Below are 24,808 nucleotides of genomic sequence, written 5' to 3' on the forward strand. Positions count from 1 at the left end.
ATTATTTAAATTGTAAAAATCTTCACCTGTTTACCTTTTAAATCAATCTCCCTTTCCTCTTTCATCCCTATATTTCTTGCTACTTTTTGGGAAGCCAAATTATCAACTTGTATAAGCGCAATCATCTTTTGTAAATGCAATTCTTTTTCTCCATAATCTCTTAATGCTTTTGCTACTTCAGTTGCGAATCCTTCCCCCCAGTAATTTGTACTTATCCAATATCCGATTTCTATAAGCTCTTCACCATTGATTATTTGCGGTACTAATCCTGCATGTCCAATTCGTTCCCCTGTGTCCTTTAATTCAATTATTTTCAAACCATAATCTTTGTTTTGATCATAGGATGCTTTGATCCAATCATAAAACGCTTTTGCTTCTGTTTCATTTTTAGTTTTACCATTGCCGATAAATCTCACCATTTCGGGGGCTTTTAAAAGCGAATTTAAAAAATGAAAATCATCCGTATTATAATCTCTAAGTTTTATTCTTTTAGTTTCAATCATTAACGTCTCTCCTAACTCCAAATTATATTAAGACAACTATTTTACTTAATCGAAAATCTGAACATTTCGATTAGGATAGTCAATAACCAAGCGTTTTCCCTTTATAATATCAATTCCAAAAACACCGTCCAACTTGAAAAACGTTGCAAATTCACTTAACACTTGATTTAACTTTTCAAATTGGATTGCTTGATTTGTATTAAAAAGAACAGGAAATTTTCTATATGTTTTACGCATTAAAAAAATGGGTCTGCTTGTAAAACTGCTGACCTTATTAGAACTAGTCATCTTGAAATGTCTTAATGAGTAGATTGAATTTTTCTAAAATTCAAGACAAACGTTACTATTGAAAAGACCACAATCGGAAAGCCTAAAAGTAAATATGCAAACCCTTCAAATCCTCTAACAACTAAATAACCATAGAATGCGATTGCTACACCAAGAATCATAGTTCCTAAAGAATAGATTTGTATATAGGTTTTAGAAACACCATTCTTATTTAACACTGTAGCAATGACAGTCAAAATAATCCCGGCCAATACGCCGAGTAATAAAGGCACAAAAATCATTTTTTCACCACCTTTAAAATCTAATTATAAAAAGGCTCTACTTATTATATTATACAAATTATTGTAGAAAACCATGATTTTGTATATACGGATTATTACTTAGTTTTTTTAAATTCCATTATTTCGCTTAATTGAAACTGTTGATTTACTTTCTTATTATTTTTATCAGTCCAAGAAACAGTTGTGTGGGCATTTTTAAATTTGGCTTTGAGCTCTTTTTCAGATAATCCTTTTGCATAAAAAACAATTTTCGCTTTATGTTCTATAGAATTTTCTGTTGGACGTTCTTCTTCCATTATATTACCGAACCAGTATCTCTTAATATCATCAGTATCTCCTAGAGCTTTTTTCCAATCATCGTATGAATGAATTTTAAGGTTCTTTATTGTATTCGTGTTTGTAATTCGCAATTTATAGTTAATTTTTTGAAAATCTGTTTGCTTTGGGTTATTTAACTCTTTGGTCCCGATAACTCCATATTCTTCTGCACTTATTGGTGAAATTTTAAATTGTACATTAATTATTGGCTCTTCGCTCTTACTACAGGCTGTTACAAGAAAAAACGTCAACATTCCAACAAAAATCATGAATAACCGTTTTATCTTCATCTTCATCTCCCCTCTTATCCATTTAGAATACCTACAATTATTAGGGCTAAAATAATGGTAAATATGATAATACCACCCGCAGTTGGGCTCCCGAAAAATGTTCGATTATAATAATCATGATCATCGATTATTCTCTTTTGTTTTTCGTTCCACTTCTCTCTATCCTTTTCAAACATATCCATTTTTTTCTTATCAAGCATTTTCCTACCCCCTAAAGAGAAAACAGACAGACATCACAGTTCTTCAAAAATGATATCTTAATAATTTATTTTAACATTCCGGCCTCATCATTTACAGTAATTTCTAATTATAGAAGTTCAATAATTAGACAATTTTTAGAAAAATAGATGTTAAAATCAATTCTGCTATCATATTATTTTATAAGATGATTTATTGAAACGTAGGCTTATTTATCCCTATTTATAATGGAATTACTGTTTTTCTTAGACTGAAGTGAATGACCATTTCGTTTTAGGGGGGAATATTGATTGGATAATAGGCTGTTGAATTTTATTTCGATTATTTCTTTCGTAACTACAATTGTCTCTTTTCTAGTTTGCTTTTTATTGTATCGATTCACAAATGATACAAAGGCAATCGCTGAATTTAGTAATACTGGATTTATTGGTTATATCTTTTTCATCTTGGTATTTACAGCACCATTAGCTGGAATCCTATTTGCAATACTAAGTAAGAAGACAATTCTAAAACCTGCATTAATTTTAGGAAATACAGTTGCTTTTTTAACGCTTGCCTTAATCGTAGCAAGTAAAGCATTTTATGATTTTATATAACAATTGAAGAGTTCGTCCATCATAAAAACACCTTATTTTTAAGGTGTTTTTTCTTGTATCCTCTTAACATTCCATTAATAATTAGCCTCCTTTACATTTATCTGGTAGAATAATCTTTACCATTTCTATAACTCTTAATATTATGCAATAAATTCAAAGATTCCAAGATAGGAGAGTTTTATATGAAGAAAATTATCGGCAGTATTATTACAGGGATCATATTAAGCTTTACAGTTCTTACAGATGCAAATGCTGAAAATAACTTTTTGCCTTACAATGAAGTAAGAAATTTTAGTGAAGGTTTAGCTCCTGTTTCAATTTTAAAGAAAAATGATAAAGGCATTGAATTCGAGCTATATGGATTTATGGATGAAAAAGCTAAAGAAGTAATTGCACCGAAATATGAGGATGTCGGTAAATTTAGTGAAGGTTTAGCAAAGGTACAACTAGAAGGAAAATGGGGATTTATTGACCAAACAGGTAAGCTTATAGTTTCCAATAAATACGATCAAGCTGATAAATTTAAAAATGGCTTAGCAGCTGTTCGTAAGAATGGAAAATGGGGGTATATTAATACAAAAGGTAAAGAAGTGGTTAAACCTCAATACGATAAAGCTTATGCATTCAGCTATAATTTAGGCGCAGTTAAGAAAAATGGTCATTGGAGTTACATTAATAAAAAAGGAACAGCGGTTATTAAAACGAAATACACAAGTGTTAAACGTTTTATCAGTGGATACGCTGCTATCAAGCACAATGGGAAATGGGGGTATATTGATACAAAAGGAAATGTGGTAATTCAACCTCAATACAAGAAGGTCCACTCTTTTTATGAAGGGCTTGCGGCAGTTTATAAAGATGGAAAATGGGGTTTTATCGATAAAAACAATCATGTGAAAATCAAATTCAAATATGAAGATATAACAGATTTTAGCGAAGGACTTGCGGGATTTCAAAAAAATTGGCATTGGGGTTTTATCGATAAAAAAGGAAATGTAAAAATTAAAAACAACTATTTACAAATTTACTCAGGCTTTAGTGAAGGCTTTGCTAGTATTATGAATCGAGCTGAAAATGGCGGTTATATTGATCAAAATGGCAATGCTTTTCCTAAGTTTGAAACGGATTTCGTTGGTTATCCATTCCAAAATGGAAAAGCAATCGTAAATGTTGGCGGAGATGGTCAATACTATATCTTAAAAGTACTTAGTTTGCATTAGATCAAAAAATTTTATAACGATAGAAGCCTTGCTACTAGTTAATAATTAGTAAGGCTTTTTATTTTTATCTCATTCCTCACGTAAGCTTCTTTTTCCCTTCTAAATATTCATTTAAGTTATTATAATTAATTAATTGATTAGTTATATTTTCCTGATTACTATGCAATAATCTATCGACTCTCTCAATATACTACTATATACATTTATGCAATATATATTAAAAGTGGAGGTGTATAACCATTAAGAAAAAAATATTGCTAGGCTGGAGAATTTTTTTAATACATGCAATAGTCTTATTGTTTGTTGCTGGAAAGATTAATTTCTTTTATTTCTCATCTTTTATAAGTGGATTATTGATTATGTTTGTAGTGGATGTGTTACAAAAAAGAAAAAAATCAAAAAAAATAACTGTAATTGAAAATGCGGAAAATATAGACTGAATATACCTCAAAGCCATGGATAAATCATTCACTTTTCGGCGATATTTTTGTGTCATTCTTATAACTAGTCTATAAAATTCCTAATATAAAAGCAGCTCATACTTAGTATGGGCTGCTTCTCTTTAAATCTCCATAAATTCTAATGCATATCAATTTTTCTACCAAAGAATCCGCAAAAGAATGCAAGAAGATGTATTAGTAAGAATGTATTTTCATTAAAGTACCAATTATTCGTATAATAATTTAAAGCCCCTTTTCCAAAAATAACTGAACTTGGATTTTGCCAATTACCATGTAATTCATTTAGGGAATTTTGTAAAAGTTGATACTCTCCCGTTATACCGATTAAAAGTATTAAGACTGTAATAAATATCAACAACCAAAGCTTTTCTAGGGGTTTAATTGCAAAATAATCTCTTCCAACCGTCCACGTGATAAAAAGACTTAATATTAAAAATGGGATTAGAAGTGTAATTGGTATAAGTGCTTCATTTCCGTGTTGATCAGTTTTTGTTGGATCAAGTGTAAAATAAAATTCAATGATGATAAATCCGAAAAATGTAATTGCCAAAGATATGTACCATGCTAAGTTTCGCAAGCTAATTCTCCTTTCGAAGACAAGATTCTTCAAATTTCGCAAATAGCATAGAGTATATTCGACAAAATTAGTTATTAAAACATTTTGTTTAAAATTTGAGGTATTCCATCAATTACGTTGTTTGGTGTTACGCCATAATGAGATAATTCATTTGCTTTAACTTCTGCAGTTTTTGCATGTAAATAGGAAGCACAAACTACCGCCTCTTCTGGTGTTGCACCTTGGCATAATAATGATAATATTACGCCAGTTAAAACATCTCCACTACCGCCTTTTCCAAGTGCATCATGACCTAACGGATTGATCCAAGTCTTGCCATTAGGATTTGCGATTATTGAACGGTGCCCTTTTAATAAAACATAAACATTAAATTCTCTAGCAAATTGTTGAGCGACTTCGATTCTATTTTCTTCAACTTCTTTTACTGTTGTATTAAGTAATCTAGCCATTTCACCAGGATGTGGTGTAATAATTACTGAACCTTCATAATTCCTTACTAAATGCATCTGATTTCTTAATATAGTAAGTCCATCCGCATCTACTATGATTGGCTGACCATTAAGTCGTTGAAATAGACTTTGTACTAATTTTTCCGCGCCTGTAAATCTCCCCATACCTGGTCCAAAAGCAATCGCTTTGTAAGATGATAAATCGATTTCATCTAGTGCAGTTACTGTAAAATGTCCCTCTTCAGATTTTAATGGTAAAAATAACGCTTCTGAAACTTGAATAGCGGATAATTCGTAATTACTTTCTGGCACAGCTAAAGTGATTAAACCAATTCCTGTTTGAAATGCAGCTTTTGCAGAATACAAAGGTGCACCTACATATTGTTTCGATCCACCGATGACTAAACCATGTCCAAAAGTTCCCTTATGCCCATTTTGTGGTCTTTTTGGCATTTGCGCAAAGACATCACTTATTGTAATACATTTTGGTAAGTCCATATTCAATTTCTCAACCAATGATAGCGGAACTGAAATATCTACTACTTTCCAATTCCCTATATAATCGGGTCCATTATGTAAAAAGAAACCTTTTTTCGGCATTACAAACGTAATGGTTTCATCAGCTTTGACAGCAAGTTCCTCAATACGTCCATCATCTGCCTGAAGACCAGATGGAATATCTACCGATAAAACAAAAGCTGTAGATTGATTGACCATTTGAATTACAGATCGGTAAGGTTCTCTTATGATGCCATGAGCACCAGTTCCTAACATAGCATCTACTATGATGGTTGCACAATTTACTTTTGCTTGAAGTTCAGATAAATTTTCTGTTGTCAATTGGAAAAAAGGTAATTCACGGTTACGATAAACAGTTAGATTAATCAATGCATCCCCTTTAACCTTATTTTCATCAACTAGCAGACAAAGTTCAACATTCATACCTCGTTCATAGAGTTTTCTTGCTATAACAAAACCATCGCCACCATTGTTACCAGCACCAGATAAAATAAGAATTCTTGCTTCGACATCTTCAAAATGCTCTAATAACGTCTCCGCAACTGCAGTACCTGCATTTTCCATCAAAACAATTCCTGGTAAACCTAATGATTCTGCTGTATATGTATCTAAAATTTGCAAGTCTTTTTGACCACCTATGTACATACAATACCTCCCATTATCCAATTTCCCACTTACTTTAATCTAAAAGTTCGTAAACTATTGAAAATACTTGATACAAATAGTCTAAAGGTGATAAATACATTCTTAAGAATAAGTCTACCTCTAAGTAAGAAATTTGTACACAACACAAATTTCCTCTTTTAATATTTAAGTGTAGCGTTTTCTTACTACCTATTCTAACGAAATTATATTAACTTTAATATTGAGGAATGTTAATAGTTTCAAATTTTCTGTCAAAAGCGACATTATTTTCTATATTATTACAAAATTTCTACAAAATCAATACCATCAATTACCAAAAACTCGAACTCCATTAATGCAGTTGCTTATCCCGTATATTTTTAGTAGTGTACTCTTCCAAAGCTAAGGTAAATAGAAATAAAGCTTCGTGTACACAATTTTCAAAATCTTATCGCTTTATTTTCGAAATAATCAGATTAGTGTAACAAAAATATTAAATTATAACATATTAAAAGCAGCCCATTCTTCTTTTGTGTTTAAAGAAGAGGACTGCTCTATACTTTTTAACTATTCTTTCTGATATTATCCATTAATCCGCCATCATCAAAATATTTGATTTCACTTATTTTTCCGCTTTCCGGAAGTGTTGCTACACCTTTGATATTATATTTTTTCTCAGTACTACCATCTTCTTTATATTTTACTTTAACAACAAAATCAAAATCTTCATCATCATTTTTATTCTTTTTTATCTTAATATCATCAACTTTTATATGAATATCTTTAGATTGCAGTGTATAGTTAAAAGCTGAGCTGATAAAGAACTTTTCAAATCCGGATTGTGTAAAGTAAGGTTGGTATAAATCTTCAACGTATTCGTAAAGTTCGCTTCCGCTCGATGCTTTTACGACAGTTTTCCCATCTACATTTGTAAGATTTTTGGGGTTTTGAATGATTTTATTGTACTTTTGCTTCGGACTGGTAAATTCCGATTTTAGTACTTCTTCTATTGATTGAACGCTTTTTTTATCAATAATTTTATCGTTTTTTTCAACTATAACAGAATCTGCTTGTACCTTTTGATCGCTGACCATTTCTTTATTTTGAGAACAACCAGCTGCTACTAGTAATATAGAAAACAGAATACCTATCTTATAAAAAGCATTAAAATTGATCAATTTATTGAAGTGTCTATTTAACATTGAACATCACCTTTCGCTCTAGTTATTTGAGTATTCCAAAATTCTAATTAAAATCGCCGATTAATAATCTTTAAAGCTTTTAACTTACTTTTATCACTCCCAGTTAATTTTACGAAGTGCCAATTAATCGCTTTCTTCCAGTTCTCTCTGCATGTTGATAATCTATTATTTTTTGTTGTTATACATCTTATTGAGAACTTCAAGACATTATCATTACAGTGTGTTTAAAAATTGGTATTCATTTGATATGTATTTGTAACATAATTGTAATCTTTTGTTTTAAGATCTATATATCTTGTTATTGAAACTAGATGCGATTTTAAAAATACTTTAAATACATACAAATAGGTAAAGCCTTGATGGCAATTATAAAGGATTACATTTACAGGATTTAGACAATAGTTGAGAGGGTATTTTCTTCATTTTAGAAATATGAGCTGACTAGTGTAACATTCAAAGAAATAGTTTTCATAAATCGAAGTTTTGGCATTTATAGCTTGAGAGGAAATAAAGATACTAAGATTTTTTATTCAAACAAAACAGTAATTAAAATAAGTCAGGGGCTGCCAACTTATAAATGGTCACCCCCTTTGAGAAATATTAACTTGTTTTCCTTCTATAAATACACGATTCTTGATTTTAATCAAGAGGTATCGTTTCAATCTTTCCATTAGAGTTTGGTAACGGATTTGGTCCGAATCCACTTCGAGCATCTTCTCCACTGAACTTTTCTGATTGAACAGTAGATTGTTCTGCAACTTTATACTGTTCCCTCATCGTTATTGCAAATTCTCTTGGTGTCATACTTTTCACACTATCGTAAAACCTTTCCTTATTTTCTTCAGCCACATAATGAGTCACACCTAATTCTTCACTAAGTTGACTAAGTACTTTTAAGTATGGAATCATTTGAATTTCTAATTCATTTAATCGATTGTTAGAGGCCATAGTTAAGGAACTAGATATCCATAGTAACATTATGCTTAATATAACAGTTTTCTTTAACATGCTTTGCTTTTCACCTCTCAAACACAAAACTTTCTTTTTTGTGATACCTTCTTATATATTCTTTCTCTCGTAATTTATACGAAGAATATTCTTTTTTTATAATAATCTTTCTAAAAACTGTCCATGATGAATATGATATGACAACAGAATTTTTACTATATATTCTGAATAGGATGGTATATATCCATGAAATTATTACGATTTATATTTTTTGTAATCTTCGTATTTTGCTTTTGGTACTCTGTCAATATAGAAAAATTTCAATACGTTGAAAAAGCTGCTGTTTTTCAAGAAAAGATTGAACCAATGAGTGAATTCACTGTAGATTCTTCGAAGGAAATACCAGATAGAGAAATTACATTACGAGAAGCAATTTTAATTTCTATAGAAATAGCAAAACAATATGATCCTAATCCAGAACTATTAAATATTAATAGTGTGGCGGATAAAAAAGGAACTGGAAAAGATGGTAAAAAACCAAATTGGAATAGCATGGTTAGCTTACCTCATGCAAATTATCGTATGAGTGTCACCATTGTAAATGGAAAACTTAAAGAATATAAATTTTTAGATCCATCTGATGATAAACCAATTAAGAATATAGATATTAGTATTGACAGTGATACATTTATTCAAAAGGCAATACAAAAATACAATCTCAAACCAATTAAAGCAAAAAATTCCGCCAAAGAAAACTACCATTTTAAGATTCAACGAAACGATGAACAGATGCCAATTTTTAGTATTGAAGGCTATACAAAATCTGGTGAATATATGGAAATTTACTTTAATCCATTGAATGGAAGCTATTTAGGTAAAGGAATTAAACAATTTGAAAATGGGGAAAAGTGATTGATGCTATATCTTTATTAAAGACTTGAAGTATGTATTTTTTCTCCCCTTTCCAGATTCACTTTAGCTATATTATTATTTAATGTTCATGTTCTTCACAATTACATGCTTCTGGAATAATGTAACCGTCTAAAATGAGTTCTACCTCATCTTTGGATTGGTCAATACCTATCGTAACATCTTTTAAGTCATCAACCACTGCTTGTTCAATAGCTATCTGGATACCTTCAACAATTTCAATTTTATCACCAGGCTCAGCTGGTTCAAATTCGGCTGTCAATGTTGGATGACAACACCCCGCTAAATTATAAAAACGTATCGTGTCATAGTTATTTTCCTCCATTTCTTTTTTGAAGAATTCAGATGCTTGTTCTGTCATTTTCATTCAAGTCGCCTCCAAATATTTGAAAGTCTTTGCCGCATTATCCTTATTGTTACCACTTGGATTTTGCTTCATACATTATTAAGCAAAACATAATTTTTTCATAAAGATTAAGACATCTCTTTTCGGCGAACTCTTAATTTTTGAGTACTTAGTTTATTTTTTAGGAAGATTTCCATAAATATTAATCAGTTCTAATAATATTTCTTTATATTTTCCTTCCATATCATTTCCATATATTGCTGCGTCAATAACTGTATAGATAATCATAAGAAGACTTTTTGCTTCATTTTCATTTAATTTCACAATATTTTCCCCTACTTCCTCTATTTTCAAAATACGATTCCCACCTTAGCTTTTTTCATTTACAATAATTAATTTTGATCATGATATATTTATAACCAACATTATCTAAATTGAAGAAACTTGCCTTATAAATTACTAAATTTCGATAAAAAGTAGGTTTTACCTTTAATAAATTTCTGCTATTCATAACATTTTTTGAACATTACTAAAGATATTTATAGCATATTCTAAATTAACATTATTTACCTCAACCCCTATTTTTGTTATATTATTTTACAAAGTAATAATTGGGCCAAAGACTTCAGAAAGAAAAGAATGAGGTGATATAATGAGTAAAATTGATTCTCCATTATGGCTAATTGGTGGATTGCTTAATATTGGATATTATATTTTTATAGTTTTTGCTTTAATCTACATAATTATTTTATTAAAACAAATAAAAAATAAACTATAACTCTCTCGCTCTTTCTTATGATAAAAAATGCCCTAACATCATTTCGGATGACAGGGCTTTGACCGTATTATAAGTTATATATTTACTCAATAAATTCTTTATTTACAGTAATAATTAGACCATGAACCAAATTTAGCATAGCAGATGCTCCACTTATTTTAAAAGCTCATTGTTTAGAATACTCATTCTTAAACGGTCTACAAATTTACCATTTGTGAAATAATCATGTCTTAAAATAACTTCTTCAACATATCCCATTTTTTTAATTGCCTTTTGGTTATCAACTTCCACTCTTATCCGAGTTTTGTTAAGCTTCAAAATGTTAAATCCTCAAAGAAGCATTTCATTCATTGCTGTATATTGTTAAATACCAAATGTTTGCCTTTTAGCAGATTTAATTGAAAAAACTTAAATATATAATAATACCAACTATTATTACTATAATAAGAATTCCTGTTCCTTTCCATCCTAAATCCCCGATTAAATCGTGAAGTCCTCCACCATGAATACTTCCTGCTGGGTTTCTTTTTAATTCTTCTTGTCTTAATCTTTCTCTTCTTGCTGCGGGAGTTTCTTTAGCTTTGTTCATCAATACACCTCTACTCTTAAATGGAAAGGGAGCACACCTATGAAAGAAACGCGCACTTTTTAATACAATTTACGTTTTTAATAACTTCTATCTTGTCTTTATGTATGCCATAATTTTTGAAAAAATCAACTTTACTAACTTCTTCAAAATAACGATTCCATTTAAACATTTTAAAAAATATTTCTAATGTTGGTTTGTAATTTGCTTTCTCTAATTTAAGTTTTTGTTTAAGAAACCTTTTTATAATTCGGTAAGTTCTTATTGAATATTTTGGATCTAAAAAGATAATTAAATCTGCACTATTAAAACAATTGCTTACCCATTCTTCATTGTGCACTCCTTCAATTATCCAACTGTCGGTTTGTATTATACTGGTTAGATACTCTTTTCTTTCTTGTTCAGTTCTTTTTATATCACCAGACTTATTCCTTATCCAAACTACATTATCCAATTCGTAATACGGTATACCTAACTTTGAAGATATTTCTTTTGCTAAAGTTGTTTTACCACTTCCAACTGAGCCGATAATATGTATCCTTTTGTATATTTTCTTTTTCATAAAAGCACCAACTCCATAATGACTTTTTCAAAAGACAATTCGACATTACAGTTGGATTTACCTCTTATTAATTGAAATGGAAATTCTATTACCTTTGAATAAATAAGCACAAATCTATTTTTCTAGAAATGCGTCCAAATTATTGAATAAAATTATATTAAAAGAATTGGTTCGATTTACGAGATAAAAATGTAAATAGTTTAGGGACTCTATCCCTAAAGGCCAAATAGTTATGTTCTGCTTCTTTAATAATTTGAAACTTTGTATTTGGTATTTTCTCTTTTAAGATTTCATATATGGCTTTATTCGAAGCTAAAAATTCCACACTTATTGCTTCGGCATCTCCAGCTTCCTTAGTACCGCAGTCTAAGTAGACACTTTCAATCAGTGATAAATCAGTACATTGTATTAACTTTTCAATTTCCTCCTGGTTACGATAAAATGCTGAAGACAGAATTGCTATATTTCTGAAAATTTCAGGATAGCGACACATTGCATAAGTTGAAATGAGTCCTCCTAAGGAAATCCCTGCCATAGCAGTATGCTCTTTTAATGTCCTATAATTATTATCTATGAATGGCTTAAGTTCATTCACTATAAACTCAACATATTGTATCCCTCTTCCACCATCTATTGATTCCTTACCTAAAAATTTCTTACTATATTCCCAACATGTCCAAGGACAATATTCATTTATTCTTTCTTCACTATTTTGGTCTATCCCGACAACGATAACATTTAATTCATTTTCATCTAAATATTTTTCGAGTTTTAAAGAAGTACCCCCAATTGCATCATTATCTTGGAAGACATTCTGACCATCGTGCATATACAACACTGGGTAGCTCTGATCTTCGATAGTGTAATTTTTGGGTAGATATATTCTAATAAATCTTTCTTGTTCCAATGATGATATGTAAAAAGGGACTATCTCTAACAAAAGCTATTCCACCTTTCCGTTTCATACTTATTGAACTGTCTAGTCATTAGTATAGATATATTACATCATAGCATCGTCTGATTTTAAACATTTATTTCCACATAATGCAGAGACTTTAAACTAATTAAAGAAAGCTAAGCAAAGGTTAATAGCTTTTTATACCCGTGAGATAAAAAATAAAAAAGAAGGAACTCATATTTGGGTACCTTCTTTTTATTAATAGATTTTTTATTTATTTTCTGAAATTTTTACGAAGAATAACTTTTCATTTTCATTTAATGATAATTCTTTAATATCCGACATAGTTAAATACATTAATGTATTACATCCATAATCCTGTGATGTAAAAATAGAAAGCCCATTTTTATCCAAAATATTAAAATGAAAAAATGGCGTTATATTTTCATATTCCGAATCTATCTCTTCTACCATACTTTTAAAAATAATATTTTTAATACTTTCATTTAAACTTATTGTTAATTCAATAAGATTATCTTCGTTCTCTATTCTCTTACATTGAGATTCTGATAATATTATGTTTTTCACACCATAGCCTGTGGAGGGATAACCTTTTTTGGGGTATATTATATCATTGTCATAATAATGAATAGTTAATTTTGTGCCTTTCGTTAAAAAGTACACTGTTAATTTATTCCAAATTCCAATTACTCTTTGCATTCGATTTCCTAAATTTCCTTCTTTATCTTCAAGATTACTAGTATCTAATCGATAATTAAAAAAGTCATTCAATTCTATCCCTCATTTTTATCTTAAATAGCTGCCAAACCTATTGCACTTACGGTTCAAAGAGCCTAAAGCTATGGTTAATTTTGAACTTAAACGTTATTGTATAGCGGATATTTGGTATCCAGAAGAAGGGATTACCTGTGAACTATCTAATTATGGGCCCCTTAAAAGCTAATTATTACAAGTCAATCTCTATATAATCATTATTATTAGTTACATTTGCATCTTGATACCACAATTGCCCTTCATAGTAATAATAGAATCGTAAAGTTGTACCATCATCATACCATGTTGGCGAACCGTTAACTTCATATAGAATAAACGTTTCTTTTTTGGGCTTTATAGTAATTGACTTTGGATAAATAATTCTTTCGTCATCCGTTAAACTTATTAGTGTTAATGTTCTATCATAATCAAGAAAATCTCTATCAAATAAATCCCCATAATTTTGAATATAGATACTCTTGCTACTCTTATTTTTTACGGCAATTACTACATAACTTTTGTTACTATCAGTTTCATCATCCATAAAGGTGTATACATTAGGGTAAGTAGCAAACTTTGTTTTAATTGTTACAGTTTTCGAATATGCACTATAAGTTGTTTTACCATTCTTCTTAACATAACTCTTTACGCGATAATAATGTTTGGCATTGGCTTTTAAATTGTAATGTGTATAAGAATTTTTGGAAGTCGTTTTAATCTTCTTGTACTTATTATTCGCTGCTCTATGATACACTACATAACCATTAACACCTTTAACTTTTTTCCATGTTAAAGAAGTCGAGTATGCTCTTGATGAAGTATTAAATGACGTAGGTGCTTTAATCGTTTTCGCATGAACATCATTTCCGCCAAACGTTAAAGATGTGATTAAAAGAAATAATAATGATACAAAAGTAAATATTTTCTTCATGACATTCCCCATTTCTATAAGAATATGAAGTTATAATATGCTAAGCACATTTGGAATAATAAGTATAAAATTCAAAATACTAAATAAGATCTTTTAAATTTGAATTTTTCAACAAAAACACTTTTGTTTTTTCTGATAATGGAGTAATATTTAATTAATCTTATATGAAAGGTTGGTTTTTATATGCAAAAACCTGCATTTATCCCAAGACCTTTAGTACGTGTCAATCAATGGATCATTTTATTAAGCACTATTGCAACATGGATTTTTCAACAGCCATTAATTTTATTAATACCTTTGGTTGCAAATTTACTTGGCCTATTATTTAATTTCAATCCATTTATGAAGTTCGCTCGTTTATTTTTAAAGAAAAAGCCATCAGAATATATTCCAGAAGATGTAGTTCAACAAAAATTCAATTCATGCATTGCTATCACATGTTTATTGTTTGGCTTTATTGGGTTCGAGCTTGATAAATCTGTAATAGGCTATATATTCACAATTATGGTTACAGCGGCTTCAGGAATCGCTATTTTAGGTTTCTGTATTGGTTGCTTTATCTTTTTCCAACTTAAACAACTACGCTATAAACTAAAGAAATCACATGCATAAAATCAACTGACTCATTTTTAATATATTGGTAAAATTTTTTCTTAGAAACCCTAGCATGTTTCCCTGAAAAGTGCTACAATATATTTTGTTGTTGATAAACAACTTATCAGTTGTTGCCGATTTAGTTTAATGGTAGAACGGTGGTCTCGTAATCCATTGATAAGAGTTCGATTCTCTTAGTCGGCATATTTTTTATAATGTGTAAATCCCTTATAAATGTTGATAATACAACTTTTATAAGGGATTTTTTTGGTAAATTATGTTATTACCTTTTAATTAAACAATTTATTGTAATAATATATTCGAAATCCTACTCAAATTACTAAGAGTTTTGATCTCACCTTATTTTAAGGGTCAAATTTATACTTTTATGAACATTTGTATTAAATAATTATTCGACAGAGAAATTATAGAGTACCAAGTTTTCCAAAAATAAGTTATGATTATATAAAATAGCCTGTGAAAGAAGGACTTGATATGAAAAACTGGAAGATTTTATGCATCACTTGTTTAACAGCTTCTCTACTTTTCGCATGTTCAAATACTGAAGATAAAACAGGTGATTCAAAGAAAACCGAAGCCTTTACTACTGAAACAGCAAAAAATACCGATGCCAATTTACCAGAAACAACAGATAGCACAGTTACAATCGCTGGACAAAAAATGACAGATACCGAACAACAAAAAATAACTGATTTTATCGAAAAATATCCAGTTGAGTATTCAAATGCAATCGAAACAGGTGACTTCACACCTTTAGCAAATGAATATATTATGCATGAAACGAAACTATATGAACATCTTTTAAATGAAGTTGAACAGCAACATAAAGATGGCACTACTCAAAAAATAAATAAAATAGAAATTTCTAAGATTAACCGTCTTTCAGATACAGATTTTACTGTCGATACGAAAGAAACAATTGAAGAAACTAAAAATGGCAAGAACAAATCTATTTTACGTGTTCGTCAATACAAGCTCTACTATGACTATGTAGAAGGCGATGATTCAAATAGTTTCTTTAAAATAATGGATATTCAAGATTTAAAATAAACAAATATATCATAATGACGACATAAAATAGGCACCTATCTACAAGTATTTTGTAGAGGTGCCTATCTCAATTTATTGATAGTTTCCTAAGATTTTTACTGCTTGATTAGTAATTGAAGTATCAATGGCTTTATCAAAGTCAAACTCTCCAACTGTTGCGCCATTCTTTTTGTACATTTCATATTGGTTACGAATATCATCTTCTCGCATTTTACCATCCGGATCTAAACCTGTTACATAAACTTTATCCCATAATGCAGGATCTTTTAATGCAGTGTACTTCGTCATTATATTGATAATCTCCGCTTTCTCTATATCCTTTGTAAAAGCATCATTATAATCACGTACACCTTTTAGATAAGCAAGCATAAAACGTAAAGATATATCCTTTTCATCTTTCATAAACTTAGGTGATGCTAAAACTAAAGCGATTTGTGAATCTGGTGCAAAATCGGTTGCGTCACCAAAGCGAGTTAATATTCCTTTACTTACACCCTGTGCTATTAGAGGTTCAATACTAAGTGCAGCATCAATTGAACCATTTTCTAATGCACCAAGCATACTACCAAAATCGGACATAACTACAGTTTTTACATCTTTTTCTGTTAATCCAGCATGCTCTAGCATTAAAGCATAGATATAGCCATCAATTGAATTTCTTGAAGAAATAGCAATCTTCTTCCCTTTAAAGTCTGGGTAATCTTTAATAACATTTGTCATCTTATTACCTATGACAAATGTAAAATAAGATTTTCCTGGCATATTATGTCCTTTATCTCCTACTATTTTAACATCGATCCCTTGTGCAATTGCATTAAAAAATGATGCAGTAGAAATGCCACCCGCTATATCAACTTCCCCTGCTGCTAGTGCTGGCAGCATATCATCGCTATTGGCAAATTGTGCAAATTCGACTTCTATATTGTAATCGTCAAAATAGCCTTTTTCATTTGCAATATAAAATCCTGCACCTGAAGCTGCTCCGTCTTCAGCAACAACGACTTTTGTTCTCTTTTTTAACGGTGCAAGATCACCTGATTTATTTTCTTTACTTACTGCATTATCGACTTTACCGTTGTCTGTTTTGTTTGTACTTTTTTCTGAACATCCTGCTATGACCATCGCTAGTAACAGCAATGGTATCACAAGCCCCCGTTTCAACCATTTCCCCATTGAAATCCCCCTTTCCTTAAAACAAACTTACTTTCTAGATTTTTGTACTTCTTCGTGCAAATGATTTAATATCTCTATAAAATTCTTTGTTGTTTGCTGATGTGAACGGATTTTTTCGATATTTCTTGGTCTAGGTATATCATTTTTAATTTCTTTAATAATTTTCCCAGGTTGGGCACTCATTAGTAAGATACGATCACTTAACAGTAGCGCCTCATCAATACTATGTGTGATAAACAATACCGTTTTCTTAGTTTCTTCCCATATTGAAAGTAATTCCTCTTGTAAGATGAACTTATTCTGCTCATCAAGTGCTGCAAAAGGTTCATCCATCAGCAATATTTCTGGATCATTGGCAAAAGCACGAGCAATGCTTACTCGTTGTTTCATACCACCCGATAATTCTTTTGGAAATAGTTTAGAAAACTTTTCAAGGCCTACTTTTTTAATATAGTAATCTGTTCTCTCTTTGATCACACTTTTTGGTAAATGCCTCATTTTCAAACCAAAAGCAACGTTTTCTTCAACTGTTAACCAAGGAATAATCCCTCTTTCTTGAAACACCATTGACTGAAGAGGTCTATCTTCCTTGCCTAGTTTAATCTCAAAATCTCCAACACTCGTTGTTTCTAACCCCGCCAAAATTCTTAATAGAGTTGTTTTACCACAGCCGCTTGGACCTACTAAGCAAACAAACTCTCCTTCAAAAATCTCCATTGAAATATCTTCTAATGCCGTAACACTATTATTTTTTTTAAAAAATACTTTAGTTAAGTTATTAATCGATATTTTCGTATTCTCCAATACCTCACCTCCAAGGAAGAATCTTCTTCTGCAGATATCGTAGAATTAGTGAGAATAAATAACCGAAAAACGAGATGAGTATTAGCCCTACAAACATTTCTTTCAATAAAAATGCTTTGTAAGAGGTCCAGATTAAATAACCGATTCCTGAAGTTGCACCCATCATTTCTGCAGCTACTATTGTTAAAAGAGCTATTGCCTGACCCATTTGAATCCCTTCCACCATAACTGGTAGTGAACCTGGAAGTGCGATTTTAAAGAAAAAGTCTTTTGAATTTGCTCCGTAATTTTTGGCTACATCTAAATATATTGAGTCTATATTGATAACTCCAGCAGTCGTATTAATAACTACAGGGAAAAACACACTTCCTGCGATTGTAAAGATTTTAGAAAAATCTCCAATTCCAAATAAAATAATGATAATTGGTAGCAATGCTAATGTAGGAATTGGCATAAGAGCCATTACAATTGGTGATACAAAATGTCGAATTGGTGAATATAACCCCATCAACAGTCCAATCACGATACCAGGAATTACACCAAGTAAAAATCCAGCAAAAATCCGATAAAGTGATACCCCTATGTGATGGAATAATTCCCCACTTACGGACATGTTATAAAATGTGTATATAATATCAGTTGGCGGAGGGAAGAAACGTACATCAATAAGATTTGTTCTGGATAAAAATTCCCACAAAATTAAGAGAAAAATGGGTGAAGCGATCGTTAAGGTCTGCTTCCATCGTTCATTAAGTCGTCTTTTCTTCCATTCCTGTTGTTCAACTTCGACAGGATCATGGGTTAGAGCTCTTTTTTCTTCTTTCATCCTTCACCACCTCTTCTATAAAATGATATGTATTTGACTCCCAAAGTGTGTCGACTGCCTATTGATATAAATACAATATTTTAAAGAAAAAATGACTGACACAAAAAAGACAAGCAGATATTTTATTTACTTTACAAATAGTCAATAAGTAATGTTATAATAAATAAAAACAAGTACTATTATCATGTGATTAGAGGGTTTATTTATGAAAATAGATAGAGATATTGTATATTTAGAAAAATTTATAGCAAATAATGATTTTCCATCAGCTCGAAAAATTGTCGAACAAAACTTAGATAAATTTACTAAGCCAAGAATACGTTCACAATTATCTTTAGACGCACTAACTTTTTTAAACTGCATCATTCAAATAAATGATGGAAAAAATAAAAACATATACTCAAGAGAAACACAACTTATTATTAGACATATAAACAATCTGGCTTATGAATGTAAATTAAGTGAGCTTAAATGTTATGTATATTTACAAAAGGATTTATTGTCAGAACCTGAAATTTACAATTCTTTAAGCGAAGATGCTAAAGTATTTATTCCAAAACCTAAAAACTTAGAAAATGATGTTGTCATTTAAAAAGAAGTCCCAAAGCTATTGGCCTTGGGACTTCTTTTTTTGATTTGCACTTATCCTACACAATGATTAAAACTAGAATTGACGAGCTTTCGCTTGACTCCTCAAGATTTGGTTTCGAAGTGTTATCTTCGTTTCTCCCTTAACTTGAGATTTTGAATGTTTTATTCTAGTCCAGAGTTGATGAACCTTTTGAGACTTTGGATCTAAGTGGTCCGGTTTCCCCATAATGTTCTTCCCTCCTAATCATGTTGGATTTCATAGTGAAATCTTTTTTAGTATGGCTCTTACTTTTCAGTTTATGCCTAATTAGAAATTCACACTATCCGTTAGTACATATCCAAAAACGATTCCAGCAATTATAGTGAACATAATTGTAGTATCACCTAATGCTAAAATTTGATTTGTAAATACTAACTTATCACCGAAGCTCGAATAACTCAAATAAGGTAGTAGTAAAAAATACAAAGCTGGTAATGCAATAACGATTAATTTTATCCAATCCATGCGCCATTTCTTTTTGCCTTTTTTCTCCTTAAGAAATTTAGGTAATCGTAATAAAATCCCTACGAAAATCGGAAAAATTAGGTTAAATATCATTATTTGTTTATTATCAAAAGAAATTTCTGCTTCTTTTCCCAAATATACACGAAATCGTAAAGCCATATAAATTGAAAAAACTATTATAATAACCCAAGTGACATAATCCAAAAAGCATTTCAAACTAAACCTCCTCCAATTACATCATTACTATTAAAATTTCGCCTAAAGTGAAATTTTTCCTTTAAATAATTTATCGTAAATGTCGGAAATTATTATGTATAACTATAAATAGAAAAACGAAAGAAATTTTAAATGAAAATGAAAAACCCGGAAAATTAATTCCGGGTCTGATTTCACTTTATCCTTCATATCGATTAAATGTTATTTTAGCTTTGCATATATCTAAGACTCCTGCACGAAGCATTCACCTTGGACCTAACTTTTTAAAGCAGCTCACAGTAGAAGAATATTATTGAGAATTAAGAACTAAAGTTCTACTTACTCTTTAACCATTCAACATCCTGATCATAAAAGATGTTATCCTTTATGACGATTAAAACGTTAAGCTTTCGCTTTAAACTCAAACCTGATCCACGGGACTTCACTCTCCGTTTCATTAGAAATGAGATATTAACTTTTTAATCTCGCCCAGAGTTATGAACTCTCTGAGTAATTATCGCTTTTTTGGCGGATCACCCATCGAATTCTCCCTCCCAATCATGTTAGATTTACGAATCCTTCATGATGTTTAAAAAAGTCTTGCAATCGCTAAATTACTCAGACCTGATCCACGGGACTTCACTCCGTTTCATTAGATTGAGAATGTTTAACGCTTTAATCTACTATGAGCTATAGTGCTCACCTGGACTTGGTTCACCCATCGGTTAACCCCTCCTGTTTATGAAAGGATTTGTTAAGTGAAATCTTTTATAGTATAGCTCGTACCGTTTCTTTTATACACTAAATTAAAAATTTTTATATTAATCGAACATGTGATTTAAATTAGCCATTTCAATTGCAGATACGGCAGCATCATAACCTTTATTTCCTGATTTTGTGCCAGATCGTTCGATGGCTTGTTCAATATTTTCTGTAGTAACGATGCCGAACATGACTGGTACGCCAGATGTTAAACCTACATTTGCAATACCTTTTGCCGCTTCGTTACAAACATAATCATAATGAGATGTTGCACCTCGAATCACTGTACCTAAACCTATAATGGCATCGTATTTTTTTGTCTCCGCCATTTTTTTTGCGATAAATGGCACCTCAAATGCTCCAGGAACCCATGCAACATCAATATCTTCCTCATCTACACCATGACGCTTTAAGCCATCCATTGCTCCTGACAATAGTTTTCCAGTTAAAAATTCATTGAATCTTCCAACGACAATACCAATTTTCAAACCTGTTCCGATTAATTGTGCTTCAAATGTTTTTCCCATTTCCATTCACTCCTATGCTAAGATATGTCTCATTTTTTCTTTTTTTGTGTGCAAATATTTTTCATTTTCTGGTTCAGCTTCAATTTCTACAGGTACTCGTTCGACAACTTGAATACCATACTTCGTTATTCCTTCGATTTTGGCAGGATTATTGGTCATTAAACGAATTTTTTCAATTCCCAAATCCCGCAACATTTGTGCACTTATGCTATAATCCCGCATTTCTGCAGGAAATCCAAGATGAATGTTGGCTTCTACAGTATCGAAACCTTGTTCTTGCAATTCATAGGCTTTTAATTTGTTTAGAAGGCCAATCCCTCTTCCTTCTTGACGCATATATAGCACAATTCCATTGCCAGCTTCTTCTATTATTTCTAGTGATTTTTGTAATTGTGGTCCGCAATCACAGCGTTTTGAATGAAAAATATCACCAGTCAAACATTCCGAATGAATTCGAACAAGTGGTGCTTCTTCGTTTTGAGGTTTTCCCTTAATAATTGCAACATGTTCTTTATCATTTAATTGATTTGAATAACCAATCATTTGAAATTCTCCAAATGATGTTGGTAGTTTAACGGAAGCCACCCTTTCAACAATTGTTTCTGTTTCCTTTCGGTAACGTATTAAATCAGCAATAGTAACAAAGGTTAAGTTATGTTCCTTTGCAATTTCATATAATTGTGGAACTCTTGCCATTTTGCCGTTATCTAACATGATTTCACAAATAACTCCCGCTGGTTCCGAACCACAAAGTTTTGCAAAATCTACTGCAGCTTCTGTATGACCTTGTCTCTCAAAGACACCGTTTTCCTTTGCAATTAATGGAAATACATGTCCAGGTCGACGGAAATCTGCTCCAATTGATTTGCGATTAATCAATTGGAGAATTGTTTCAGATCGTTCATATGCACTTATTCCTGTCTCAGTCGTCTTGTAGTCAACGCTGACAGTAAATGCAGTTTGGTGATTATCCGTATTATTTTCGACCATCGGATTCAATTCAAGTTGTGTTGCTAGTTTTTTAGACATTGGTGTACAAATTAGACCGCGACCATATTTGGCCATAAAATTAATGTTTTCTGGTGTAGCAAATTCAGCTAATACAAGAAAATCGCCTTCGTTCTCACGATTTTCATCATCCACCACAATGATTATTTTCCCTCTTTTTAAGTCTTCTATTGCTTCCTTGATTGTATTAAACATTTACTTTCACCCCTTTAAAATCCATTTTCTTTTAAGAAATCTAATGTAATACTTGATTTTTCATCTTTTCTTTCTAAATGATGGATTATATATTTGCCGAGTAAATCATTTTCAATATTGACAACTTCTTGTTCTTTTTTTATTCCTAATATCGTTTGATCAAATGTATGTGGAATTAACGAAACCGTTATTTGTGTTGGTTTTACATCGAAAATAGTTAAGCTAATACCATCAATCGCGATAGAACCTTTCATCATACAAAATTTACTTAGCTCTTTACTAATTCCTATATCTACATAAACTGCATTCGCCAATTTTCTTTTTCTCAGGATTATACCGGTACCGTCTACATGACCTGATACAAAATGTCCGCCAAATCTGCCATTTGCGGGCATCGCTCTTTCTAAGTTAACGACTTGGCCCGTTTGTAAAGCGTGAATATTTGTAGCTTTAACAGTCTCAGGCATAACATCTACAGTAAATTGTTTAGTTGAAAAAGAAATAACTGTTAAGCAGACACCATTGATTGCGATACTGTCTCCTAAATGTATATCTTCTATAACCTTTTTCGATTCAATCGTTAACTGCATACTTTTTGGTTCATTTTTTATTGTTTTTATTACCCCTAATTCTTCAACAATTCCAGTAAACATATAACAACCTCATTTCGGTACAGAAGTAATTTTGATATCTTCACCAATCATTTCAACGTTTTTAAATTTAAGCGGATATGCATCTTTTATATGATGAATATTTAAATCTCCGATCATATTAACAGCATTATTTCCACCAATGATCTTGGGTGCAATGTATGTGATTAGTTGATTGACATATCCTGATTTTAAGAAACTTGCATTTACCTTGCTGCCCCCCTCAACATAAAGCTTCATAATATTACGTTTGCCAAGTTCTTTTAATACTTCTTTTATAGAAATAGTTGGTTTTTTAATTTGAATAATCTCAACATGTTCTTGTGAGAAGCTTTTGACCTTTTCCTCCGATACTTCTGAACCAACAAAAATGAGAGTATCTGTTATATCTTCTGTAACTACTTTTGCATTGTCTGGCATATTCAGACTTGTATCTAATATCACTCTTATTGGTTGTTTTTTTGTATTACCCAATCGATTGGTTAAGCTTGGATTATCAGCTAAAATCGTACCAATCCCTACAAGTATGGCATCGTTTGACTCGCGATCTCTATGAACATCATATTGTACTTCTAGACCTGTAATTGCTTCTCTACCATTATTTTCCGTTGCTAATTTCCCATCTAACGTAATTGCTTGTTTTAGTGTTACATAAGGGACCTCATTTTGAATAAAGTGAAAGAAAGCTTCATTTAACTGATTAGCTTTGTCTTCTAAGATACCTGTAGTTACCTCGATTCCAGCATTTTTTAAAATGGTAACACCTTTTCCAGCAACAATTGGATTTGGATCCAAAGAAGCAATAACCACTCTTTTAACGCTAGCTTTTACGAGCGCGTGCGCACATGGAGGTGTCCTCCCATAATGACTACATGGCTCTAGCGTTACATAAACGGTGCTTCCATTTGCCCTTTCTCCTGCCATTTGCAATGCATTTACTTCTGCATGAGGAGTACCCGCTTTAAGATGAGCTCCAAAACCAACGATTTCTTGATTTTTTACAATGACGGCACCGACAACAGGATTGGGATTGGTTTGTCCTTCAGTCACTTTTGCCAATTGAAGCGCAAAATTCATGTAAAATTCATCGGTCATTTGAATCACTCCAAATTCTATAAACTTTCCAAAAAGAAAACTCCTAAAGAGTTTATTCCTTAGGAGTTTACGGGAGATTATGTAATAAATGGTATTATGAAATAAACTTATGCCTACAACTTCATAAGAATTACCATTACACATCGTCCTTCTCCCATCCAGACTATACTGTCGGCTTTGGAATTGCACCAAATCCTGCCTATAAAGGCTCACGGGCTTAGAATTTCTTCATCACCGTCGATTGGGATTTTCACCCGACCCCGAAGGACATTACTATAAAATTGTTAAATGGTTTTCTTTAAAAAGAAAACCCCATAGATTTACTCTACGGGGTGGATTGGAAGTTTGAATTTAAACATTGCTAAATAAACCTATAGAACATAAATAGATTCCATAAGCAATAAGCATTCCATACATCCTTCTCTCATCCAGACTATACTGTCGGCTTTGGAATTACACCAAATCCTGCCTATAAAGGCTCACGGGCTTAGAATTTCTTCATCACCGTCGATTGGGATTTTCACCCGACCCCG

General features: G+C 31.4%; 32 protein-coding genes, 1 tRNA gene and 2 riboswitches. Of the genes, 7 read left to right on the top strand and 26 right to left on the bottom strand.

What is annotated here, in order from left to right; all coding sequences use genetic code 11:
* Nucleotides 1–5: 5 nt before the first annotated feature.
* The 5 genes from Q0977_RS14370 to Q0977_RS14390 form a co-directional block, all read right to left on the bottom strand.
* On the bottom strand, nucleotides 6–503 hold the full coding sequence (locus tag Q0977_RS14370; RefSeq protein WP_124217512.1) for a GNAT family N-acetyltransferase: 498 nt from the start codon (nucleotides 501–503) through the stop codon (nucleotides 6–8).
* Nucleotides 504–548: 45 nt separating this feature from the next.
* Nucleotides 549–740 carry a hypothetical protein gene (locus tag Q0977_RS14375; RefSeq protein ID WP_124217511.1) on the bottom strand — a complete coding sequence of 64 codons (192 nt, stop codon included), beginning with the start codon at nucleotides 738–740 and terminating at the stop codon, nucleotides 549–551.
* A gap of 62 nt (nucleotides 741–802) precedes the next feature.
* Nucleotides 803–1,072 (bottom strand): YesK family protein, encoded by a 270-nt coding sequence (locus Q0977_RS14380; RefSeq protein WP_124217510.1) that lies wholly within the window; start codon nucleotides 1,070–1,072, stop codon nucleotides 803–805.
* 95 nt (nucleotides 1,073–1,167) lie between these two features.
* Nucleotides 1,168–1,680 carry a hypothetical protein gene (locus Q0977_RS14385; RefSeq protein ID WP_299515251.1) on the bottom strand — a complete coding sequence of 171 codons (513 nt, stop codon included), beginning with the start codon at nucleotides 1,678–1,680 and terminating at the stop codon, nucleotides 1,168–1,170.
* A 14-nt stretch (nucleotides 1,681–1,694) separates the two neighbouring features.
* The gene (locus Q0977_RS14390; RefSeq protein ID WP_299515253.1) at nucleotides 1,695–1,880 is read right to left on the bottom strand and encodes a hypothetical protein; all 186 of its coding nucleotides are present in this window, start codon (nucleotides 1,878–1,880) and stop codon (nucleotides 1,695–1,697) included.
* A 288-nt stretch (nucleotides 1,881–2,168) separates the two neighbouring features.
* Here Q0977_RS14390 and Q0977_RS14395 point away from each other — a divergent pair, with 288 nt between their 5' ends.
* Together Q0977_RS14395 and Q0977_RS14400 are read left to right on the top strand one after the other, a co-directional pair.
* Nucleotides 2,169–2,474: a hypothetical protein gene (locus tag Q0977_RS14395; protein ID WP_299515255.1), complete on the top strand. Its 306-nt coding sequence runs from the start codon at nucleotides 2,169–2,171 to the stop codon at nucleotides 2,472–2,474.
* A 182-nt stretch (nucleotides 2,475–2,656) separates the two neighbouring features.
* On the top strand, nucleotides 2,657–3,694 hold the full coding sequence (locus Q0977_RS14400; RefSeq protein WP_299515257.1) for a WG repeat-containing protein: 1,038 nt from the start codon (nucleotides 2,657–2,659) through the stop codon (nucleotides 3,692–3,694).
* Nucleotides 3,695–4,273: 579 nt separating this feature from the next.
* Here the strand turns inward: Q0977_RS14400 and Q0977_RS14405 are convergent.
* From Q0977_RS14405 to Q0977_RS14420, 4 genes are all read right to left on the bottom strand, one after another.
* Nucleotides 4,274–4,732, bottom strand: a complete 459-nt coding sequence (locus Q0977_RS14405) for a hypothetical protein (RefSeq protein ID WP_119417373.1) — start codon at nucleotides 4,730–4,732, stop codon at nucleotides 4,274–4,276.
* Nucleotides 4,733–4,806: 74 nt separating this feature from the next.
* Complete coding sequence (locus tag Q0977_RS14410; RefSeq protein ID WP_299515260.1) at nucleotides 4,807–6,345, bottom strand: NAD(P)H-hydrate dehydratase; 1,539 nt, start codon at nucleotides 6,343–6,345, stop codon at nucleotides 4,807–4,809.
* A 542-nt stretch (nucleotides 6,346–6,887) separates the two neighbouring features.
* Entirely contained in the window at nucleotides 6,888–7,526 is a 639-nt protein-coding gene (locus Q0977_RS14415; protein ID WP_164489543.1) for a hypothetical protein, read from the bottom strand.
* 639 nt (nucleotides 7,527–8,165) lie between these two features.
* Entirely contained in the window at nucleotides 8,166–8,534 is a 369-nt protein-coding gene (locus Q0977_RS14420) for a hypothetical protein (protein ID WP_119417402.1), read from the bottom strand.
* Between the two features lie 186 nt (nucleotides 8,535–8,720).
* Between Q0977_RS14420 and Q0977_RS14425 the strand changes: the two genes are divergently transcribed.
* Nucleotides 8,721–9,386, top strand: a complete 666-nt coding sequence (locus tag Q0977_RS14425; RefSeq protein WP_124217503.1) for a hypothetical protein — start codon at nucleotides 8,721–8,723, stop codon at nucleotides 9,384–9,386.
* 79 nt (nucleotides 9,387–9,465) lie between these two features.
* On the opposite strand, the gene Q0977_RS14430 is transcribed toward Q0977_RS14425, so the two are convergent.
* From Q0977_RS14430 to Q0977_RS14465, 8 genes are all read right to left on the bottom strand, one after another.
* Nucleotides 9,466–9,771 (bottom strand): hypothetical protein, encoded by a 306-nt coding sequence (locus Q0977_RS14430; RefSeq protein WP_119417400.1) that lies wholly within the window; start codon nucleotides 9,769–9,771, stop codon nucleotides 9,466–9,468.
* Nucleotides 9,772–9,924: 153 nt separating this feature from the next.
* Entirely contained in the window at nucleotides 9,925–10,104 is a 180-nt protein-coding gene (locus tag Q0977_RS14435) for a hypothetical protein (protein WP_299515267.1), read from the bottom strand.
* Between the two features lie 577 nt (nucleotides 10,105–10,681).
* The gene (locus Q0977_RS14440) at nucleotides 10,682–10,846 is read right to left on the bottom strand and encodes a GNAT family N-acetyltransferase (protein ID WP_299515269.1); all 165 of its coding nucleotides are present in this window, start codon (nucleotides 10,844–10,846) and stop codon (nucleotides 10,682–10,684) included.
* A gap of 76 nt (nucleotides 10,847–10,922) precedes the next feature.
* On the bottom strand, nucleotides 10,923–11,117 hold the full coding sequence (locus tag Q0977_RS14445; RefSeq protein WP_124217499.1) for a DUF6366 family protein: 195 nt from the start codon (nucleotides 11,115–11,117) through the stop codon (nucleotides 10,923–10,925).
* A gap of 37 nt (nucleotides 11,118–11,154) precedes the next feature.
* Nucleotides 11,155–11,676, bottom strand: coding sequence for an AAA family ATPase (locus tag Q0977_RS14450; protein ID WP_299515272.1), 522 nt, complete (start codon nucleotides 11,674–11,676; stop codon nucleotides 11,155–11,157).
* 157 nt (nucleotides 11,677–11,833) lie between these two features.
* A complete protein-coding gene (locus Q0977_RS14455; protein ID WP_299515274.1) occupies nucleotides 11,834–12,616 on the bottom strand; it encodes an alpha/beta hydrolase in 783 nt (260 codons plus the stop codon).
* A gap of 228 nt (nucleotides 12,617–12,844) precedes the next feature.
* Nucleotides 12,845–13,366, bottom strand: a complete 522-nt coding sequence (locus tag Q0977_RS14460; RefSeq protein WP_299515276.1) for a hypothetical protein — start codon at nucleotides 13,364–13,366, stop codon at nucleotides 12,845–12,847.
* Nucleotides 13,367–13,541: 175 nt separating this feature from the next.
* Nucleotides 13,542–14,279 (bottom strand): hypothetical protein, encoded by a 738-nt coding sequence (locus Q0977_RS14465; RefSeq protein WP_119417113.1) that lies wholly within the window; start codon nucleotides 14,277–14,279, stop codon nucleotides 13,542–13,544.
* 183 nt (nucleotides 14,280–14,462) lie between these two features.
* Here Q0977_RS14465 and Q0977_RS14470 point away from each other — a divergent pair, with 183 nt between their 5' ends.
* From Q0977_RS14470 to Q0977_RS14480, 3 genes are all read left to right on the top strand, one after another.
* Entirely contained in the window at nucleotides 14,463–14,891 is a 429-nt protein-coding gene (locus Q0977_RS14470; RefSeq protein ID WP_119417112.1) for a DUF4395 domain-containing protein, read from the top strand.
* Nucleotides 14,892–15,006: 115 nt separating this feature from the next.
* Nucleotides 15,007–15,077: transfer RNA gene (locus Q0977_RS14475), tRNA-Thr, on the top strand.
* A 291-nt stretch (nucleotides 15,078–15,368) separates the two neighbouring features.
* Complete coding sequence (locus tag Q0977_RS14480) at nucleotides 15,369–15,944, top strand: TcaA NTF2-like domain-containing protein (RefSeq protein WP_119417111.1); 576 nt, start codon at nucleotides 15,369–15,371, stop codon at nucleotides 15,942–15,944.
* 72 nt (nucleotides 15,945–16,016) lie between these two features.
* Here the strand turns inward: Q0977_RS14480 and Q0977_RS14485 are convergent, their stop codons facing one another.
* The 3 genes from Q0977_RS14485 to Q0977_RS14495 are packed head-to-tail and all read right to left on the bottom strand — an operon-like array spanning nucleotide 16,017 to nucleotide 18,747.
* On the bottom strand, nucleotides 16,017–17,117 hold the full coding sequence (locus Q0977_RS14485) for an ABC transporter substrate-binding protein (protein ID WP_119417110.1): 1,101 nt from the start codon (nucleotides 17,115–17,117) through the stop codon (nucleotides 16,017–16,019).
* A gap of 27 nt (nucleotides 17,118–17,144) precedes the next feature.
* Complete coding sequence (locus tag Q0977_RS14490; RefSeq protein ID WP_233548154.1) at nucleotides 17,145–17,921, bottom strand: ABC transporter ATP-binding protein; 777 nt, start codon at nucleotides 17,919–17,921, stop codon at nucleotides 17,145–17,147.
* 4 nt (nucleotides 17,922–17,925) lie between these two features.
* The gene (locus tag Q0977_RS14495; RefSeq protein WP_299515283.1) at nucleotides 17,926–18,747 is read right to left on the bottom strand and encodes an ABC transporter permease; all 822 of its coding nucleotides are present in this window, start codon (nucleotides 18,745–18,747) and stop codon (nucleotides 17,926–17,928) included.
* A gap of 205 nt (nucleotides 18,748–18,952) precedes the next feature.
* Between Q0977_RS14495 and Q0977_RS14500 the strand changes: the two genes are divergently transcribed.
* A complete protein-coding gene (locus tag Q0977_RS14500; protein ID WP_119417108.1) occupies nucleotides 18,953–19,339 on the top strand; it encodes a hypothetical protein in 387 nt (128 codons plus the stop codon).
* 72 nt (nucleotides 19,340–19,411) lie between these two features.
* Here the strand turns inward: Q0977_RS14500 and Q0977_RS14505 are convergent, their stop codons facing one another.
* From Q0977_RS14505 to ribD, 6 genes are all read right to left on the bottom strand, one after another.
* Nucleotides 19,412–19,564, bottom strand: coding sequence for a YpzG family protein (locus Q0977_RS14505; RefSeq protein WP_119417107.1), 153 nt, complete (start codon nucleotides 19,562–19,564; stop codon nucleotides 19,412–19,414).
* An 81-nt stretch (nucleotides 19,565–19,645) separates the two neighbouring features.
* The gene (locus Q0977_RS14510; protein ID WP_299515284.1) at nucleotides 19,646–20,059 is read right to left on the bottom strand and encodes a hypothetical protein; all 414 of its coding nucleotides are present in this window, start codon (nucleotides 20,057–20,059) and stop codon (nucleotides 19,646–19,648) included.
* Nucleotides 20,060–20,859: 800 nt separating this feature from the next.
* The gene (gene ribE, locus Q0977_RS14515; protein WP_119417105.1) at nucleotides 20,860–21,327 is read right to left on the bottom strand and encodes a 6,7-dimethyl-8-ribityllumazine synthase; all 468 of its coding nucleotides are present in this window, start codon (nucleotides 21,325–21,327) and stop codon (nucleotides 20,860–20,862) included.
* Nucleotides 21,328–21,339: 12 nt separating this feature from the next.
* On the bottom strand, nucleotides 21,340–22,530 hold the full coding sequence (locus tag Q0977_RS14520; RefSeq protein ID WP_299515285.1) for a bifunctional 3,4-dihydroxy-2-butanone-4-phosphate synthase/GTP cyclohydrolase II: 1,191 nt from the start codon (nucleotides 22,528–22,530) through the stop codon (nucleotides 21,340–21,342).
* A 14-nt stretch (nucleotides 22,531–22,544) separates the two neighbouring features.
* On the bottom strand, nucleotides 22,545–23,183 hold the full coding sequence (ribE, locus tag Q0977_RS14525; protein WP_119417103.1) for a riboflavin synthase: 639 nt from the start codon (nucleotides 23,181–23,183) through the stop codon (nucleotides 22,545–22,547).
* 9 nt (nucleotides 23,184–23,192) lie between these two features.
* Nucleotides 23,193–24,275: a bifunctional diaminohydroxyphosphoribosylaminopyrimidine deaminase/5-amino-6-(5-phosphoribosylamino)uracil reductase RibD gene (ribD, locus tag Q0977_RS14530; RefSeq protein ID WP_299515286.1), complete on the bottom strand. Its 1,083-nt coding sequence runs from the start codon at nucleotides 24,273–24,275 to the stop codon at nucleotides 23,193–23,195.
* Nucleotides 24,276–24,417: 142 nt separating this feature from the next.
* A riboswitch (FMN riboswitch) is annotated at nucleotides 24,418–24,547 on the bottom strand.
* Between the two features lie 140 nt (nucleotides 24,548–24,687).
* Nucleotides 24,688–24,808: riboswitch (FMN riboswitch) on the bottom strand. This riboswitch is flagged as partial in the annotation.

It is taken from the genome of uncultured Rummeliibacillus sp. (genome assembly GCF_934216135.1).
Lineage (GTDB): Bacteria > Bacillota > Bacilli > Bacillales_A > Planococcaceae > Rummeliibacillus.

Bases quoted from the DNA above. Each gene is read 5' to 3' on its own strand.
- Q0977_RS14505 (WP_119417107.1), bottom strand. From the start codon at position 19,564: ATGGGGAAACCGGACCACTTAGATCCAAAGTCTCAAAAGGTTCATCAA.
- Q0977_RS14430 (WP_119417400.1), bottom strand. From the start codon at position 9,771: ATGAAAATGACAGAACAAGCATCTGAATTCTTCAAAAAAGAAATGGAG.
- Q0977_RS14495 (WP_299515283.1), bottom strand. From the start codon at position 18,747: ATGAAAGAAGAAAAAAGAGCTCTAACCCATGATCCTGTCGAAGTTGAA.
- Q0977_RS14465 (WP_119417113.1), bottom strand. From the start codon at position 14,279: ATGAAGAAAATATTTACTTTTGTATCATTATTATTTCTTTTAATCACA.
- Q0977_RS14410 (WP_299515260.1), bottom strand. From the start codon at position 6,345: ATGTACATAGGTGGTCAAAAAGACTTGCAAATTTTAGATACATATACA.
- Q0977_RS14420 (WP_119417402.1), bottom strand. From the start codon at position 8,534: ATGTTAAAGAAAACTGTTATATTAAGCATAATGTTACTATGGATATCT.
- Q0977_RS14500 (WP_119417108.1), top strand. From the start codon at position 18,953: ATGAAAATAGATAGAGATATTGTATATTTAGAAAAATTTATAGCAAAT.
- Q0977_RS14385 (WP_299515251.1), bottom strand. From the start codon at position 1,680: ATGAAGATAAAACGGTTATTCATGATTTTTGTTGGAATGTTGACGTTT.
- Q0977_RS14485 (WP_119417110.1), bottom strand. From the start codon at position 17,117: ATGGGGAAATGGTTGAAACGGGGGCTTGTGATACCATTGCTGTTACTA.
- Q0977_RS14390 (WP_299515253.1), bottom strand. From the start codon at position 1,880: ATGCTTGATAAGAAAAAAATGGATATGTTTGAAAAGGATAGAGAGAAG.
- Q0977_RS14415 (WP_164489543.1), bottom strand. From the start codon at position 7,526: ATGTTAAATAGACACTTCAATAAATTGATCAATTTTAATGCTTTTTAT.
- ribE (WP_119417105.1), bottom strand. From the start codon at position 21,327: ATGGGAAAAACATTTGAAGCACAATTAATCGGAACAGGTTTGAAAATT.
- Q0977_RS14445 (WP_124217499.1), bottom strand. From the start codon at position 11,117: ATGAACAAAGCTAAAGAAACTCCCGCAGCAAGAAGAGAAAGATTAAGA.
- Q0977_RS14375 (WP_124217511.1), bottom strand. From the start codon at position 740: ATGCGTAAAACATATAGAAAATTTCCTGTTCTTTTTAATACAAATCAA.
- Q0977_RS14400 (WP_299515257.1), top strand. From the start codon at position 2,657: ATGAAGAAAATTATCGGCAGTATTATTACAGGGATCATATTAAGCTTT.
- Q0977_RS14425 (WP_124217503.1), top strand. From the start codon at position 8,721: ATGAAATTATTACGATTTATATTTTTTGTAATCTTCGTATTTTGCTTT.
- ribD (WP_299515286.1), bottom strand. From the start codon at position 24,275: ATGACCGATGAATTTTACATGAATTTTGCGCTTCAATTGGCAAAAGTG.
- Q0977_RS14480 (WP_119417111.1), top strand. From the start codon at position 15,369: ATGAAAAACTGGAAGATTTTATGCATCACTTGTTTAACAGCTTCTCTA.
- Q0977_RS14520 (WP_299515285.1), bottom strand. From the start codon at position 22,530: ATGTTTAATACAATCAAGGAAGCAATAGAAGACTTAAAAAGAGGGAAA.
- ribE (WP_119417103.1), bottom strand. From the start codon at position 23,183: ATGTTTACTGGAATTGTTGAAGAATTAGGGGTAATAAAAACAATAAAA.
- Q0977_RS14450 (WP_299515272.1), bottom strand. From the start codon at position 11,676: ATGAAAAAGAAAATATACAAAAGGATACATATTATCGGCTCAGTTGGA.
- Q0977_RS14370 (WP_124217512.1), bottom strand. From the start codon at position 503: ATGATTGAAACTAAAAGAATAAAACTTAGAGATTATAATACGGATGAT.
- Q0977_RS14380 (WP_124217510.1), bottom strand. From the start codon at position 1,072: ATGATTTTTGTGCCTTTATTACTCGGCGTATTGGCCGGGATTATTTTG.
- Q0977_RS14470 (WP_119417112.1), top strand. From the start codon at position 14,463: ATGCAAAAACCTGCATTTATCCCAAGACCTTTAGTACGTGTCAATCAA.